This window comes from Synergistetes bacterium HGW-Synergistetes-1, from assembly GCA_002839185.1.
In the GTDB taxonomy this organism is placed as follows: domain Bacteria; phylum Synergistota; class Synergistia; order Synergistales; family Synergistaceae; genus Caenicola.
This window is the reverse complement of the sequence record PGXO01000012.1, coordinates 14,808-29,412: the sequence shown is the minus strand read 5'-3', so window position 1 is coordinate 29,412 and position 14,605 is coordinate 14,808. Positions and strand designations below refer to the sequence as shown.

Below are 14,605 nucleotides of genomic sequence, written 5' to 3'. Positions count from 1 at the left end.
ACTCCTTCACATTAATTGTACAAAAAATTATCAGTTTGATCTTTATTATGTCAGAAAACTTTTACATATATGTAATTATTTTTGGGCGGCCGGAGCAACATACTTGGAACCGTCCTTTTTCCAGCCGACCGGTTTGAATTCACTTCCACCTCCCTTGTAGAATTTACCGAAGAACTCGTAATATTCGAGCCTTAGCGTCTGGATAAAGACAATAAGACCTTCCAGACATACTATTACGACATTTCCAACTACGAGTATTATCCCTTTCATTACGATCCCGCCGGGGAGTGAATGTACCATCTCGGAGAGCATTATTACTGCCATCGAGAGCCCGACGTGGTTGAGCGCGAAGGCTGCGAGCCTTACAAATGACGCTGTGTTAGAAACGAATGACATCAAGTTGTGCATTATCTCAAAAAGATTAAGGACTACAGATTCTTTTTCATCCTTCTGATGCAGCAGGTATCTTGCCAGGATATCCCTGAATATCATAAGAAGCATCATTACTCCGATCCCGCCCCACATTATGTCAGCTGCGATCTCAGGGATCTTTGTGCCCGTCATATATATTGCGGCGAGGGCAGCCATTGTCCAGTAAAGCATGAGTCCGGCCATTCCCTGTCCGTCGAAGAGCAGTCTTCCAAAATCCCTGGCTCTGTACTGTTTTATCATGTTGAGTATGAGCCCGAGGCTTATCATGAATACTCCAAGACAGATGGCGATTATCAGAAGTTTGTTAGTATCGTGCATCGGAGACAGCCACAGTGCGGGAATTATGTCTTCCATCCCGAATATGCTCCCGTAAAGTACTCCAAAGACCATAGAGCTCACGGCTGCTGATTTCATGACCTGTCCAAAGGAACGTTTCATCATCCCCCGTTTGACCATAAACATTGAACCGAGAAATATCATTAATCCGTGTCCAATATCTCCGAACATGAAACCAAAAAAGAGGATGAACGATATGGCTACTATGGGAGAGGGGTCTATCTCTCCGTAAGACGGCAGACTGTACATTGACACTATGTCCTGGAAAGCCCTGAAAAAAGAGTTGTTCTGAAGAAGCGTCGGTACACGTATGCCTGAATAGCTGATGTCCTTTGTCTCTTCTACCATGACGGTCGTCATAGGGGCATCTTCCTCGACAGTTTTTTTGATAACTGCTAGAGTGTCAGCCGGTATCCATCCTGAAAGTACGAACATCCCGCTTACCTCGCCGCGTCCTTTGCAGACGTCATAGACTCTCTGCATTGTGTAGAGCTGCGAGTAGAGAAGTTCATATTCCGAACGCTGCTCCCTCAGCATGTCCTTGGCAGCCTTGGCGAGTCCTTTGATGGCTCTCTGGTGGTTGGCTATCCTCTTGTTTACAAGAGTAAGGGGATCCACCCCTTTTAACTGCGATGCGATGTCTTTTAATGAAAATTCCTTGAAGTAGACAGCTTCCAGAAGCTTCCGGGTAGATTCTTCATGCCCCTTTACGGTCAATACAAGTACCCAAGTGTTGCCGTTGAGCACTGTCAGCTCATTTGTCGTAATGGGCGACTCTTCGCTGCTCTCTGTCAGCCTCTGATAGTTTTCATTCGAGAGCCGGCCAAAAAATGGGATCAGGAATGTGCCGCTTGCAAGTTCCTCCGGGCCGAATTCAGTGCCTTTCAGTGCTTCAACGAACAGTTTGGTGGCTGTTAAGAGATCTTCCTCTTCTGAAAGTACGACCCTTCTCTTTTCCCATACTTCCAGTCTTTTTGAAGTCTGTTCAACTTTCCTTCGGGCTGCAGTAAGGGTAAACTCTTTAGTAAGCGTGACAGGAGACGGATCGGGGATCATTTCACCCGCGATCTTCCATACTGTTGTGACCTTTGCCAGAAGTTCATCGTAAGGATTTTCTGTTTCAGTCGTTACTTTAGACCGGAGATTCCTGTCGTTTACCAGGAGGTCGAGCGGCAAAGGCTGGAAGCCTCCCGTCAAAACCATCTGACGGGCGACAGGTTCCATTTCCGAGTCAGGACCTATCATGGTCAGTGCGACCATCTTCATTACTGCCATTTGGGTTCACCCCCGCTGATTATCGGCCTTATAAGGTAATTGGCCGCATTCCTGCGATCATAATCATATCTGACATCTTCTATCACACGGATCACATCGTCCAATTCATGAGATTTTAATACAAAGTAACTGATAGCTGTATGAAAACCAGGAGATCCCTTCTGGAATATAGCCAGGGCCTTGAGATAGTTGTATCTCTTTATGGACATCTCAAGCGCCAGTTCCTTGTCTTCCTGTTGAAGGGCATTTCTGAATATTTCAGCATAAACAGGGAAAGACGACCCCAGCCTGTCGATCCTCTCTTCCCAGCTTGTCCCCTTTGTCATATCCCTGAGATGGTGGGTCTTCACCTTGTATTTTACCGGGAGCATCCTGCTGAGCGTCTCTTCAAGCGTCATCTGGTAATACCATACGCACCTGTGGAAATGATAAAGGTTGAGAAGGTCTATCCTGGTCCCGAACAATGGCTCAAGTAATTTCTGCTCGTTTTCCGGCAGATTTTTAAGGTCATTGTATAAAGATGTTTCTACAAGGTTGTCTATCGCAATTTCAAGCGAAAAAAGGGACTCCTCACCGTTGATCAGGCGTTTGACCGGTTCTGTGAGGACCCTATGATATCTTGTATCTTTTAGTGCATCAAGGACATCATTGTAGTCCCTGCTGTTCAGCAGGAGGTCATAGGAGAGTTTTGATCCCGGGACGGCAAAAAGACGTTTTCTCATTTCATCGCGGTCAAGCCTCTTTGTCCTTACCCATCTGAAAATGCTTTTCAGATGCTCTGCCTCATACCATCCAAGCCAGTCTGTGAATAACTGACGCCTCGGTCCCGAAAGGTAGAATAAGAATGCAGTTGCTTCAGCGAGTATCGATGACTTCACGGCATTCTCAAGATTTACACGGTGCACCTTTGCGGGAGGCAGAGTTTCAAGGTGTTCTTTGTATCCCTCGGTCTGTTTAAGAAAATCTGCTATCTCACTGATACTGTTAAGGTTCAGCAACGCCCAGTACTCTTCAGAAGTAAGAAGCTTGCTGAAGAGTACGTGTGACTTCACACCTATGGCTGTTGCCTGCCCCTTTGAAGTGGATTGCAACCTTAATTACCCCTTTTGGTTTTTGAAATGTATCTTTCTGCTATTTCAGAGACCATAGAATCAATAACAGGGTCGACATTCTCTTCGAAGCGTTTCTGCATACGGGTCCGTTCCTCTTTTCCAAGGACCGCGATCTGTTCAGCCTCTGTCCTTGCTGAATTAAGCGCTGTTTCCATCAGGCCTTTTGCCTGCTCCCTTGCCGAAGCCATTTGGTTTGCACGTTCCATGGCAAACTTTTCCTGCGCTGTGCGAAGGAAGCCATCTGATTCATTTTTTGAATCCTCAACGATCCGTTTTGCCTCTGATTCCGCTCCAAGCAGAACTGCGAGAACTTCCTGCAATGTACCCATCGTCATTACCTCCGGAATTTGACTACTTTTTTGTCTTTTTCTGAGCCATTTTCATCCTTGTAAAGTCTTCGCGCTCACCCTCCTCCAGGACGTCTGATATAAATCTTATATCGGCCTGGTTTGAAGGGATAACAACCTTTTCAAGAGCATTTACACGCCTGTGTGTTTTCCTTATCTGGACTGCAAGCCTGTAAACGCTTGTCTCAACTTCTGCAAGCTGTGCGAGGAGCACCATGACCTTTCGGAATTTTGAATATGCCGCATCCATTGCCCCGGAAGATCCGTAAAAAGAATAACTGGGGACGGTCTTATCTGATAACGGATCAACATCTGGTATCTCGACCCCCATCACAGAGCGAAGACGCACGGTGATATCAGATGTAATGGGGACGGCTTCGGAAATATCTTCAACAGTATCTATTCCAAGAGAGATGTTGGCTTTCTGGAGGGCATCGTATGCATCATTGAAAATTCGTTCAACATCCTTCTGGATAGTTTTTGCAGAATCTATGAAACGGACAAGCTCCATCATGAGTACCTGTCGTTTTTGATCCAGGAGATCATGTCCAGACTGTGCCATTTGCATGGAGCGTGTAAGTTTAACAAGGTTTCCCCTGGTTGGAGCAAGTTTAGTAGCCATAAGATCCCCCTTTGCCTGGTCAGGGTCATTGTTAATGATCAAAAAACACTCAGTGTGGGGTCTGTTAAGCCAAAATGTGCTAGAATTCCACTTGGTGCTTAATTCTGCCCAAAAAACAACAAGCTCTGCTGATAACAGAGACCACAAAGACGATTCTAACTCTTATTTCTGAGTTAGTACAGGGGGTAAATTCAGCTCATGTTTATATTATTTATCAGTGAGACAGACCTGTCCAGGGAGAACGGACTTTCTGCAGCGGGAGCCAATGCCGAGGCTCTTCCTTTTACCGCTCCGGCAGATGCGGATATGCTTTATTACGACAAGCCGAGGGTAATCGACTGCATCCCGATCGATCCGTTCGGTCATCCGACTCCGGCTCTTGTGACCAAAGCAGCAGTTCTGGAGGGAGGACTGCCGGTGATGAACATAAGGGCAGGTACATCTGTAGCTCCGGTGGCTCCCTTTAAGGATCTCGGTGCATTCCCCGGCAAGGATCCGAGAATTGGGGCTGCAGTACCCGACTACTTAATGATCTCTGAAAAAGCCGCAGAGGCGGCAATAGACCTTACCGGATCCGGCATAAAGAAGTTTGTGCTTGCCGAGTCCATTCCCGGAGGTACAACAACTGCCCTTCTTCTCCTGAGATCTCTTGGATACAACGGGACAGTTTCATCGGCAGGGCCGGTAAACCCGCTACCTAAAAAGGAAGAAATATGGAACGCAGTCGCCTCAAGGCTGAGGATCAAGGTGGGCGGAATGAAAGGCATGGGCCTGGCAGCAGCGGCAGAAGTCGGAGATCCGATGCAGATAGCAGTTGCTTCATTTGTATCTGCACTGCCTGAAGATGCAGAAGTGATATTGGCTGGAGGCACACAGATGATGGCAGTTGCAGCCCTCCTGCGGGACATGAAGGTCACGAGGCCTTTGCTTGTAGCTACAACTAAATATGTATGTCAGGACAGTACCAGCTGTTTTGTCGAATATGCAGAAAAAATTGGCGTCGAATGGTACTCGGCTCCCCTTGATTTTTCTGCATCAAAATTCCCGGGTCTTGCGGACTATGAAAAGGGATATGTAAAAGAAGGGGTCGGAATGGGAGGAGCAGTCTGGTATGCGCTCGGGAAAGGGGCAACGATCGAAAGGATCACAGATCGGACGGAGAAACTATACGCAGCCTTGACCTCATGAAAAAACTTTTTAAAAATTACGTTTAACTGAATTTGAAAAAGCGGCAGATCATTCTGCCGCTTTTGACGCCTTCAGTGTTGAATAGATGGCGGCAGATAAGATCAATGCCCCTCCTGCAAACTCGTTGAAGGACGGTATTTCACCGAGGAAGACCGCGGCCGCTGCTATTCCGTAAACAGATTCAAGACTGGCTATCATCCCGGCTGTCTGTGCCCTTATGCTTTTCATCCCGTTGATAAACATCGAATGGGCGGCTGCGGTGAAAAGGACTCCGAGGAGGACCAGGAGAAATATGCTTGTCACTGTAAAGACCGGCCTGTATATAAAGAAAGCAGGAAGCAGGACCAATGTGGCAGTCCCCTGTTCGTAAAAGGCGATAAGCCTTCCGGAGTATTTTTTTACAAATTTCCTGTTTATCAATGAGAGCGCTGCGTAGGTAAGGCTGCATGTCATTCCCCATATTATCCCCAGTGTGATGTTATTGCTCAGATGAAATTCCGGAACTATTATCATCACCCCTGCAAACATAACGAAGGCGCAGATAACGTCAGTAATTTTGATCTTTTCACCAAAAATCAGCGGCTCAAGAAATGTGATAAAAAGCGGAAAGGTAGAAAATGTAAGGACACCTATTGCCACTGTTGATACCTGGATGGAAAGGAAGAAAGTAGTCCAGTGGACTGCCAGCATCAAGCCCGCCGCGGCCAGAGTGAAGTAATCCCTTTTTGATCCGAGGCTGATGTCCGTCCCACTGTACCTGAAAAAGAGGTACATGGAGATGCTTGCAAAAAAGACCCTGCCAAGCGCAATTATAACGGCAGGCTGTCCGACATACCTGGCAAAGAGGCCTGAAAGACCGAAGAGGACTACCGCGATGTGGATCTCTATGAGGCTTCTTGTCTTATCTTTCATTGAAATGGACCTATTTAAAGAGGGGAGCCGGGTCGAAGTACTCACCGCGCCAGGAAACGCTGAAATGCAGGTGAGGACCGGTTACTCTGCCGCTTTTACCGGAGAGGCCTATTGTTTCTCCGCGTTCAACTTCATCTCCCTTTGATTTGGAGACCTTTGACATATGGCAGTAAAAAGACATGAGTCCTGCCCCGTGGTCTATGTATAAGCATTTGCCTGCAAACCAGAAATCCCCGGTCAAAACGACTCTGCCGGGCGCTGCAGCTTTGACAGGCGTCCCCAAAGCAGCCCGCATGTCGATGCCTCCGTGCCGCCCTTTGAACTGCCCGTTGAAATACCTGCTCTTCCCATAAACTGAGGAATAGGTGCCCGGTACAGGCCTTAAAAGAGGAAGCAGCGGCGCCGATCCGGGTGTGTTTGTCTGTATAGCAGATCTGCCCAGCTCGGCCTCCTTTTTGATCCTCTTTCTCAGGTTCGCAGGAGGTGTAAGTTTTTCAGGCGGGACTTTGAGGTTTTCCCGGGGATATTTATGGGCGATGAGGCGGATCTCACGGCTTTCTTCCAAAAGTTCTCCATTTATTTCGCAGATGAACCTAAGCACGCTTGTTCCGGCTCTTGCATTTTTCAGGTCAGTCCCAAGAAGCACAGAGAAGGTGCCGTTGTCCCCTGTCAAAACGCATTCTTTTTCCTGCCATGATATGGTGACCCTCTCGATACTGTTCTCCGATCTGGCGCTTACAAGGAATGGCTGGCCGATCTCCGCCTGTGCCGGCGCAGTAACGGTGATATTTTTCTCCACGGCGTAAAGGGCGGTCTGGATAAAAAGCAGCATTATCAATGCCGAAATGGCCCTTTTCATCATATCCCTCCCTCATGTCCATTATGTAAAACAGTTATGTGATTATTATAGTATGATTTTAAAGAAGAGATTCAGAAGTCCTCCGGTCAGCAGTGCGGCTGTGATCATTATGCCTGAGCTCATCAGCATCCTTTTTGTTCCCAGTTCCTTCCATAGAATAATGAATGTAGCTATGCATGGGAAGGTCATCGCAAGAACGACCACTGCGATGAGGGTCTGCGATGCTGACAGATCCAGCGGGATGAGCAGCCCCATGGCGATGTCTTTCCTGAATACACCCATAACTATAGGAATCGCTGTCGCGGAAGGAAGTCCAAGGAAGCCTTCAAATATCGGGGAGAGGGCATCCGCGACCTTTTTCATAACACCAAGGGTCTCAAGTATATTAACGAGGAATATCCCAAACAGCACAAGGGGAGTGGCTTCATATAGGAAATCCTTGATCCTGAACCAGAGTTTATTCAGCCAGGCTTTCATAGAGGGCATCCTGTAGGGCGGGATCTCTACTATCAGTTCGGGACTGTAGCCTTTCAATGTCAGGTGCATTATCCTGCCCAGTACGAGCCATACGCAGAAGAGTATCCCGTAGACGGCCGCGACATATATCATCCCGAACTCACCCAGCGTTGCTGAAAGCATTGCCTGGATAGAGACGCAGGGGATACCCACAGATATAAGAGTGGCGGCTATAAATCTTTCCCTCTCGGATTCAAGCACGCGTGTTCCGAGGATCCCGGGGACGTTGCAGCCGAAGCCAAGCAGAGTGGGGATTATTGCATAGCCATGTATTCCGAACCTGTGAAGAAGGGCATCAAAAACAACGGCGAGCCTCGGCAGGTAGCCGAAGTCCTCAAGGAAACTGAGGCCTGAGTAGAATGCGATTATATAGGGAAGTACCATCCCGAATTCCACATAGATCCCTGTTGAGAGAACTCCGAGACTTTGCTCAAAGTTGATTTCGCCCTCTATTAAAGTTCCGATAAGGATATTCCTTATCGGTCCTTCTCCGAGCATAGTGTTTAGTTTTTGCAGCACAGGCATCCAGAGGTTCTCAAAAATCGGATCTGTCACATAGGTGATTATGCCCTCACCTACGAACCTTATCGCCATAAATCCCATAATGAGGACAAGAAAGCCCATTATGCCTCCGAGCACTGGATGTGCGGAGATGTCTTCGATCCTGTCCATGGTCGTATGGTGCCTGTGGGTGACAGTCTGTACCTTCGTTATGATCTCACCTATGGCGAGCCAGCGCGTTTCTTTGGACATGGGCTGCAAAGGACTCACCCTTGCATCTTCCATTTTTGACACAAGCTCGCTAAGGCCCTGGCCGGTTACTGCTACGGTCGGAACTATCGGGACGCCCAGCTCTTCTTCAAGTTTTGGGATGTCTATCAGGATCCCCCTGTGTCTTGCCTCATCGACCATGTTGAGTGCGACGACAACGGGGATACCACGCTCGAGCACCTGGATCGCCATGACGAGGTTTCTTTCGAGGGCAGTGGCGTCGATAACAAGGATAACAACATCAGCGCCGTCTTTTAAAATGCGGCGTGCTATTACTTCTGCTTCATTGGTCGGGTCAAGTGTGTACGCTCCCGGAACGTCGATCAGTCTGGCTGTTTTGCCGCCATATCTCATTGTTCCCTCAGTAAAGCCTACAGTTGTGCCTGGGTAATTTGAAGAGAGAGCATGTGTTCCCGTAAGTCTTGAAAAGAAGACGCTCTTTCCAACGTTGGGGTTTCCCATAAGAAGTACGCGTCCGCAGTCCTGAGATATTGAAGGGCATTTATTGCCTCTGACGTTGCAGAGGCTGCAGTCGCGGCAGCTCATATAAATTTAGGCCACAGGCGGCTTTTTTCAACAACCGGCTGGGGAGGGGAGTCTACGCCTTCAACTTCGATCTTGCCGGCAATGGCATGTGCCACGGCGAAGTGCCTTCCGTCGAGCAGGAGGGTTATCGGGCCACCGAAGGGCATGCCGGAAACCTTGCGGATCCTTTTGCCCACTCGCAGTCCGAGCGCTTCAAGGCGTTCGCCTGATTCACCCTGCGGTATGCTCTTTATTACAGCACTCTCTTCGTCTTTTACCTGTAAGAGGTTCATATGGTACAGTCCCCCATTGTTAGATTTTATCAGTTACTTTAGGCTAACCGATTATCCTACGGCGTTATAGCCTTGTCAAGAAATATATAGCCTAATTTCAATATATCCTTTTTTGTTTTAAGGTGCAAATATCTCAGGTATAGGAGAGCTTTAGAGGATATATCACCAAATATGTGATCTTTACTGAAGTAAGGTCTGAATAAAAAATAAGTGATCACCGCAAATATAAATAGTACGGAATATTTAAGAGCGTGCTCTCTCTTTCCGGGCTTAATTGCTCATCAGCGGCTGTTTGTAGTAGACTTAAGCAGGCAGACGAAGAGATATGGCTGTCATCTGAAATTGATGTGTGTAAGGCTTTGAAGTTCGGGGCTTTTGTGAGATGATAAAAAATCACTGCTACAAATAAGAATGGAGTGGTATTGGAATGCTGCACTGCGGAATAGTGGGGCTGCCCCTGAGCGGCAAATCTACAGTATTCAACGTGATAACGAGGGCCGGCGCGGAGGTAAAACCCTATGCCGGCGGGAAGACGGACCCCAACAAGGCTGTCGTCGAAGTTCCGGATAAAAGATTTGATTTTCTGGTCGAAGTGCACAAACCCAAAAAAGTGACTCCGGCTCAGGTCGAGTTTGTAGATCTTGCCGGCCTCTCGCGCGGAGCGGGCAAGGGAGAAGGGCTTGGCAACTCCTTCCTCTCTTTTGTCGCTGATGCTGATGCCCTCATTCAGGTCATCAGGTGTTTCAGCAACAAATCTGTAGAACACCCCGAGGGCAGCGTTGATCCGCTGCGTGACTGGGACATTATTGAAAATGAGATGATATTCCGGGACCTGGCCGTCATCGAAAACCGGCTTGGAAAGCTGAAGTCCAAAAAAAAGCTCACTCCCGAAGAAGAGACTGAGAAGAGGCTCCTTGATCAGTGTTTCGAATGCCTTCTGGAAGAGAGACCGCTGCGGAGCATCGAACTGAAGCCAGCCGAGTGGCGCCTTCTGAGGGGGTTCTCATTCGTGACTTCCAAGCCTGAGATAATCCTGCTTAACCTCGATGATTCGCAGTCAGATGAGACAAAGATACCCAAATGGAATGAACTGAAAAAGAGGGCTGATGAACAGGGAGTAAAGCTCTGCACTCTTTATGGAAGCCTTGAAATGGATATAGCCGAGCTTGATGAAGAAGAGGCTGCCGCATTCACAGAAGGCCTCGATATTACTGAACCCGGCAGGGAAAGGCTCATTGAAGAGGCTTACAGGGTGCTTGGTCTGATAAGCTTTTTTACCTGCGGTCCTGATGAAGTCCGTGCGTGGACCCTGCGTGCCGGAGACAATGCCGTTGATGCAGCCGGCGCTATCCATTCTGATCTTGCAAGAGGATTCATAAGGGCGCAGGTCGTTGCTTTTGAAGATTACAAACAACATGCGAGCTCCTTCGATGAATGCAGGAAGGCCGGATGCCTGAGGCTGGAAGGCAAAGAGTATCTGGTCAAAGACGGGGATATCATTGAAATAAGATTCAACGTCTAAAGGAGGCGGTCACATGATCTTTGAACCGATAGAGCTGAAAAACAACATCCTGAATAACAGAATAGTTTCGGCGCCCCTTGCATCTTTAAGTTCCAAAGAGGACGGTACTCCTTCTGAAAGATCGTTGGAAATATACGGGCGTTTTGCCGCATCAGGGGCTGCACTCATAATAGCAGAGCACCATGCAGTAAATATCTGCGGAAGGACCAGGCCTGCGCAATTTCTTGCTGACAGTGACGAAGTTGCGAAAAAACACATGGAAATATCAGAAGTGCTTAAAAAAGGCATTGCACTTTGTATGGTTCAGGTAAATCATGCGGGTGCAAAGATCGCCGACCCCGCTGTTTTCGATATGGAAGGATACAGGCCCCAGTCACCCTCCGGTATCCCCGTAGGTGACCACTGGGATAAACCTGGCCGAAAACCTGAAATCATGACGCGAAGTGAAATTAAGAAAACAGCGGAAGATTTTATCAGCGCGGCTATTCGCATGGTCAAAACAGCAGGTTATGACGGTATCCAGATACATGCAAGCCACGGATATCTTCTGGGACAGTTCCTTAGCCCCCTTACTAACAGGCGGGACGATGAATATGGGGGGACAGATGCAAAAAGAGCGAGACTGCTCTATGAAATTACAGATGGCATAAGACAGTCGCTTAAGGATATCCCCCTGTCAGTTCGTCTTGGCGTTGCTGATTATCTTCCGGGTGAAAATCCCCGAGGACTGTCGATAGACGATACTGTTTCAGTTGCCCGAGAACTTGTTGGTCTGGGTGTGGATATGATAAGCATTACAGGTAATCTTTGCGGATTCGGGGCAGACAGGAAAGACAGCGCCTATTTTGCTCCCTATGCAGAAAGGATCAAGGGTTCGGTCGGATCCTCAGCGCTGGTTGAATGCACGGGTGGGATAAAAGATCCGCAGACGGCAGAGAAATTACTCAGGGATGGCGTCTGTGACCTCGTTGGTGTTGGTAGGCTGATGCTGCAGGATCCGGATTTTGTCTCACGGTGGAAGGAGTCATGTTGATTTGAAGGTATATATCAGCTCAGATATGGAAGGCTCGACCGGAGTAGTCTCTGCAGAACAGGTGGCGTACGGAAATCTGGGATACGAATTCGGACGGAGGATGCAGCTCCATGACACCATTGCTGCAGTTAATGCGGCCCTAAGCTGGGGAGCTGAGTCCGTAACCGTGAACGACTCTCATGACCGTATGATAAACCTTGACGTATCGATGTTTCCCCGCGGGGTCTCGCTCATTACCGGAAGTCCAAAGATATTGGGCATGGTAGAGGGAGTCTCCGGTCACGACGCTGCCATCTTCATTGGTTATCACGCTATGGCGGGCACAGAAAAAGCCGTACTTGACCATACATACAGCTCTAAAGTCGTATACGGATTCAAAGTCAACGGCATAAAACTAGGGGAAACCGGACTAAACGCGCTTTTCTGCGGAGCCCTCGAGGTTCCTGTTTCCATGGTGGCAGGTGATACCGCAGTATGTCTTGAGGCATCCAGCCTGCTGGGCGAGACGCTTGTCACATGCGCCCTTAAAGATGGACTTGGCAGGAATGCAGCACTTACAAAAACTCCGGATGAGACCGCAGCCCTGTTGTCGGAAGCTGTTAAAAAAGCTCTGGATGCAGCGGCAGAAGGTAAAAGCCCTGTTCTGAAGATGGAAGCCCCCTATAAAGCGGAGCTTACTTTTCATACAACAGCGCAGGCAGATGCTGCGGGACTCGTTCCCGGAAGCGAGAGGGTATCCGGAAGGACAATGGTCTTTACCACAGAGGATATTTTTGAGATAAGGCGCTGGTGCTCTTCCTCGATCGACTGCGCATCGCTCGCGGGGTATTGACGAAGTTGCTCTCTATAGGTGTTGATCTAGGAGGACATACCATATCAGCGGCCCTTGTCGAGGCAGAGGGTAAAGATGTCCGTATCCTCAACAGGGTAGACAGGGATACTCCCGAAGGCAGGGACATTGGGGAAGTCGTGAACTGCATAGCGGATATGATTGCGGAGGTCTCGCAGGGCAGGGGCATATCATTTGCCGGTGTAGGCATACCGGGGTTTTTAGATGCTTCACGCAGGATCATTACAAAACTTACCAATTTTTCCGGACTTGAGAATATTGTTTTCCTCGACTACCTTAGGCAAGCCCTTGAAAAGAGGGGAATGTCGCCATTGCTTGCAATGGAAAACGATGCCAACTGCTTTGCCGTTGGAGAGGCATTTTGCGGTGCCGCGAGGGGATGTAAGGATTTTATCGTGCTCACGCTCGGCACCGGCATAGGTTCTGGCATATTTGTTAACGGCAGGCTTGTGACAGGAGCTCATGGGATGGCCGGGGAGGCCGGACACATTTCGATATCAGAGCTCAAAGACATCAGATGCGGATGCGGCAGTGCAGGACATCTGGAAACAATTGCATCGGCAGATCACATTGAGCAGAAGGCGGCCAAAGAGGGGCTGCCCGCTGACTTCAGATCACTGTGGCAGATGCGGAATGACAAGAGAGCCGATAACCTCATCTCAAACGCGCTTGAAACGATGGCCAGAGGCATAGCCTCGCTTATCGTAGTTCTGGATCCCGAAAAGATCATACTGAGCGGAGGCATGAGCAAAGCAGAGGGGATCGCAGAAGAACTGGAAACTAGGACACTTCCATGGCTTCCGCTGCCTATGAGGGAGCATCTCAGAATTGAGGTCTCTTCGCTCGGAGCAGATGCCGGGCTTTATGGAGCGGCTTCCATAAGTTTGCTGAGAAGATGATGTTGATGTCAAAACCTAAAGTATTTCTGACCCAGCTAATACAGGATACCGGAATGTCACTGTTGGAAGGGAAGGTCGATCACAAGCTCTGGAGCATCGACGGCAAGCCGGATCCCGAGACCGTGTTAAGAGATATTCCCCTGGCCGATGGCCTGATAATGACGATGGGCATTCATATGGACAGGGATTTTTTTGAAAAGGCAGTGAAGCTGAAAATCGCAAGCCTCTATTCTGTCGGATATGACAACGTTGACATAAAGGCTGCGACCGAATTTGGGATAATGGTGACCAACACTCCCGGGGTGCTTACGGATGCAACAGCTGACACGGCGATGATGCTCATGCTTATGTCTGCCCGAAAGGCGATGGAGAACGAGAGGATAATGAGGGAGGGCGGCTGGGCCCATTGGTCTCCAAACCAGTTTGTCGGTAAAGACCTTTCATGTTCCGTTCTTGGGATCGTAGGATTCGGGGAAATAGGCCGGGCTGTCGCAAAAAGAGCGCTGGCCTTTGGAATGAAGATCATATACACGTGCAGGACACGCAAAACGGAATATGAAGAAAAACTCTGTGCTGAATACGTAACTTTGGAAGATCTCCTTAAAAGAAGCGATTTTGTATCTCTCAACTGCGCCCTGACAAATGAGACGGCAGGGCTCATAGGAGAAAGAGAGCTTCGTATGATGAAAAAAGATGCGGTGCTCATAAACACTGCCAGGGGAGCTGTCGTTAACCAGAAAGCCCTCTTCCGTGCATGCTCGGAGGGTTGGATCTGCGGAGCGGGCCTTGATGTATATGAGAAAGAGCCTGTTCCTATGGATGAACCGCTGCTCAAGCTAGAGAACGTTGTGATGATGCCTCACATAGGGAGTGCCACCCAAAGATCCAGGGAGGGGATGGCGCGGCTTGCCGCTACGAACCTGATCGAAGCTCTTGAGGGAAGAGTCCCGCCAAATCTTGTGAATCCCGAAGTTTTGAAACGAATAAGAACCAAAGACATTTCACAAGTGCAAGAAAATCACCGCTGACATTATATGGGCGGTGATTTTTTATTTCTCTGCCATAAAATATAAAAAATTGTATAGTTGACAAAAAAGTGTATGAAATGTTATC

Annotated in this window: 14 protein-coding genes; 6 read left to right on the top strand and 8 right to left on the bottom strand. The window is 48.5% G+C overall.

Annotation, left to right across the window (positions count from 1 at the left end; all coding sequences use genetic code 11):
* Positions 1–75 precede the first annotated feature (75 nt).
* The 4 genes from CVV54_09750 to CVV54_09735 are packed head-to-tail and all read right to left on the bottom strand — an operon-like array spanning position 76 to position 4,124.
* Positions 76–2,043, bottom strand: a complete 1,968-nt coding sequence (locus CVV54_09750; GenBank protein PKL03630.1) for an ATPase — start codon at positions 2,041–2,043, stop codon at positions 76–78.
* On the bottom strand, positions 2,034–3,134 hold the full coding sequence (locus tag CVV54_09745; protein PKL03629.1) for a hypothetical protein: 1,101 nt from the start codon (positions 3,132–3,134) through the stop codon (positions 2,034–2,036). The genes CVV54_09750 and CVV54_09745 overlap by 10 nt, the downstream gene beginning before the upstream one ends.
* 2 nt (positions 3,135–3,136) lie before the next feature.
* Entirely contained in the window at positions 3,137–3,484 is a 348-nt protein-coding gene (locus CVV54_09740; GenBank protein ID PKL03628.1) for a hypothetical protein, read from the bottom strand.
* A gap of 22 nt (positions 3,485–3,506) precedes the next feature.
* On the bottom strand, positions 3,507–4,124 hold the full coding sequence (locus tag CVV54_09735) for a V-type ATP synthase subunit D (protein PKL03627.1): 618 nt from the start codon (positions 4,122–4,124) through the stop codon (positions 3,507–3,509).
* A gap of 198 nt (positions 4,125–4,322) precedes the next feature.
* Here CVV54_09735 and CVV54_09730 point away from each other — a divergent pair, with 198 nt between their 5' ends.
* Positions 4,323–5,312 (top strand): TIGR00303 family protein, encoded by a 990-nt coding sequence (locus CVV54_09730; GenBank protein ID PKL03626.1) that lies wholly within the window; start codon positions 4,323–4,325, stop codon positions 5,310–5,312.
* Positions 5,313–5,360: 48 nt separating this feature from the next.
* Here the strand turns inward: CVV54_09730 and CVV54_09725 are convergent, their stop codons facing one another.
* The 4 genes from CVV54_09725 to CVV54_09710 are packed head-to-tail and all read right to left on the bottom strand — an operon-like array spanning position 5,361 to position 9,188.
* The gene (locus tag CVV54_09725; GenBank protein PKL03625.1) at positions 5,361–6,224 is read right to left on the bottom strand and encodes an EamA family transporter; all 864 of its coding nucleotides are present in this window, start codon (positions 6,222–6,224) and stop codon (positions 5,361–5,363) included.
* 10 nt (positions 6,225–6,234) lie between these two features.
* Positions 6,235–7,086 carry a M23 family peptidase gene (locus CVV54_09720; protein PKL03624.1) on the bottom strand — a complete coding sequence of 284 codons (852 nt, stop codon included), beginning with the start codon at positions 7,084–7,086 and terminating at the stop codon, positions 6,235–6,237.
* Positions 7,087–7,128: 42 nt separating this feature from the next.
* Complete coding sequence (locus CVV54_09715; protein ID PKL03623.1) at positions 7,129–8,916, bottom strand: ferrous iron transporter B; 1,788 nt, start codon at positions 8,914–8,916, stop codon at positions 7,129–7,131.
* Positions 8,913–9,188, bottom strand: a complete 276-nt coding sequence (locus CVV54_09710) for a ferrous iron transport protein A (protein ID PKL03622.1) — start codon at positions 9,186–9,188, stop codon at positions 8,913–8,915. The genes CVV54_09715 and CVV54_09710 overlap by 4 nt, the downstream gene beginning before the upstream one ends.
* A gap of 427 nt (positions 9,189–9,615) precedes the next feature.
* On the opposite strand from CVV54_09710, the gene CVV54_09705 reads away from it, so the two are divergent.
* The 5 genes from CVV54_09705 to CVV54_09685 are packed head-to-tail and all read left to right on the top strand — an operon-like array spanning position 9,616 to position 14,520.
* Positions 9,616–10,710, top strand: coding sequence for a redox-regulated ATPase YchF (locus tag CVV54_09705; protein PKL03621.1), 1,095 nt, complete (start codon positions 9,616–9,618; stop codon positions 10,708–10,710).
* Positions 10,711–10,723: 13 nt separating this feature from the next.
* Complete coding sequence (locus CVV54_09700; GenBank protein ID PKL03620.1) at positions 10,724–11,743, top strand: NADH:flavin oxidoreductase; 1,020 nt, start codon at positions 10,724–10,726, stop codon at positions 11,741–11,743.
* 1 nt (position 11,744) lies between these two features.
* On the top strand, positions 11,745–12,575 hold the full coding sequence (locus CVV54_09695) for a peptidase M55 (GenBank protein ID PKL03619.1): 831 nt from the start codon (positions 11,745–11,747) through the stop codon (positions 12,573–12,575).
* The gene (locus CVV54_09690) at positions 12,530–13,492 is read left to right on the top strand and encodes an ROK family protein (GenBank protein ID PKL03618.1); all 963 of its coding nucleotides are present in this window, start codon (positions 12,530–12,532) and stop codon (positions 13,490–13,492) included. Before CVV54_09695 ends, CVV54_09690 begins: the two co-directional genes overlap by 46 nt.
* Before the next feature lie 5 nt (positions 13,493–13,497).
* Positions 13,498–14,520, top strand: coding sequence for a D-glycerate dehydrogenase (locus CVV54_09685; protein PKL03617.1), 1,023 nt, complete (start codon positions 13,498–13,500; stop codon positions 14,518–14,520).
* Positions 14,521–14,605 lie beyond the last annotated feature (85 nt).

Excerpts from the sequence above, each read along its gene's own strand:
- CVV54_09735 (PKL03627.1), bottom strand. The coding sequence starts at position 4,124 with ATGGCTACTAAACTTGCTCCAACCAGGGGAAACCTTGTTAAACTTACA.
- CVV54_09740 (PKL03628.1), bottom strand. The coding sequence starts at position 3,484 with ATGGGTACATTGCAGGAAGTTCTCGCAGTTCTGCTTGGAGCGGAATCA.
- CVV54_09750 (PKL03630.1), bottom strand. The coding sequence starts at position 2,043 with ATGGCAGTAATGAAGATGGTCGCACTGACCATGATAGGTCCTGACTCG.
- CVV54_09720 (PKL03624.1), bottom strand. The coding sequence starts at position 7,086 with ATGATGAAAAGGGCCATTTCGGCATTGATAATGCTGCTTTTTATCCAG.
- CVV54_09705 (PKL03621.1), top strand. The coding sequence starts at position 9,616 with ATGCTGCACTGCGGAATAGTGGGGCTGCCCCTGAGCGGCAAATCTACA.
- CVV54_09700 (PKL03620.1), top strand. The coding sequence starts at position 10,724 with ATGATCTTTGAACCGATAGAGCTGAAAAACAACATCCTGAATAACAGA.
- CVV54_09710 (PKL03622.1), bottom strand. The coding sequence starts at position 9,188 with ATGAACCTCTTACAGGTAAAAGACGAAGAGAGTGCTGTAATAAAGAGC.
- CVV54_09730 (PKL03626.1), top strand. The coding sequence starts at position 4,323 with ATGTTTATATTATTTATCAGTGAGACAGACCTGTCCAGGGAGAACGGA.
- CVV54_09685 (PKL03617.1), top strand. The coding sequence starts at position 13,498 with ATGTCAAAACCTAAAGTATTTCTGACCCAGCTAATACAGGATACCGGA.
- CVV54_09715 (PKL03623.1), bottom strand. The coding sequence starts at position 8,916 with ATGAGCTGCCGCGACTGCAGCCTCTGCAACGTCAGAGGCAATAAATGC.
- CVV54_09725 (PKL03625.1), bottom strand. The coding sequence starts at position 6,224 with ATGAAAGATAAGACAAGAAGCCTCATAGAGATCCACATCGCGGTAGTC.